The 1,058-nt window shown below is 54.2% G+C and carries 1 protein-coding gene; it reads left to right on the plus strand.

Translation table 11 applies throughout. The annotated features are described in order from the left end of the window. Window positions 1-1,058: elongation factor Tu (gene tuf, locus ACTBDZ_RS18055; RefSeq protein ID WP_438816301.1), on the plus strand; the 1,058-nt coding region annotated here is incomplete at both ends.

The raw sequence follows: 1,058 nt of genomic DNA on the forward strand, positions 1-1,058 counted from the left end.
ACCGTACTGGCTAAAACCTACGGCGGTAGCGCGCGCGCATTCGATCAGATCGATAACGCGCCGGAAGAAAAAGCACGTGGTATCACCATCAACACGTCTCACGTTGAATACGACACCCCGACCCGTCACTACGCACACGTTGACTGCCCGGGACACGCCGACTACGTGAAAAACATGATCACCGGTGCTGCCCAGATGGACGGCGCGATCCTGGTAGTTGCTGCGACTGACGGCCCGATGCCGCAGACTCGTGAGCACATCCTGCTGGGTCGTCAGGTAGGCGTTCCGTACATCATCGTGTTCCTGAACAAATGTGACATGGTTGATGACGAAGAGCTGCTGGAACTGGTTGAAATGGAAGTACGTGAGCTGCTGTCTCAGTACGACTTCCCGGGTGATGATACCCCGATCGTTCGTGGTTCAGCGCTGAAAGCACTGGAAGGCGACGCTGAGTGGGAAGCAAAAATCATCGAACTGGCTGGCTACCTGGATTCCTACATCCCAGAACCAGAGCGTGCGATTGACCGTCCGTTCCTGCTGCCTATCGAAGACGTATTCTCCATCTCCGGTCGTGGTACTGTAGTTACCGGTCGTGTAGAGCGCGGTATCGTTAAAGTGGGTGAAGAAGTTGAAATCGTGGGTATCAAAGATACTGCTAAATCAACTTGTACTGGCGTTGAAATGTTCCGCAAACTGCTGGACGAAGGCCGTGCGGGTGAGAACGTTGGTGTTCTGCTGCGTGGTATCAAACGTGAAGAAATCGAACGTGGTCAGGTACTGGCTAAGCCGGGCTCCATCAAGCCGCACACCAAGTTCGAATCTGAAGTGTATATCCTGAGCAAAGATGAAGGTGGCCGTCATACGCCGTTCTTCAAAGGCTACCGTCCTCAGTTCTACTTCCGTACTACTGACGTAACGGGCACCATCGAACTGCCGGAAGGCGTTGAAATGGTAATGCCGGGCGACAACATCAAAATGGTTGTTACCCTGATCCACCCGATCGCGATGGACGACGGCTTGCGTTTCGCAATCCGTGAAGGCGGCCGTACCGTTGGTGC

The organism is Symbiopectobacterium sp., from assembly GCF_051710365.1.
Lineage (GTDB): Bacteria > Pseudomonadota > Gammaproteobacteria > Enterobacterales > Enterobacteriaceae > Symbiopectobacterium.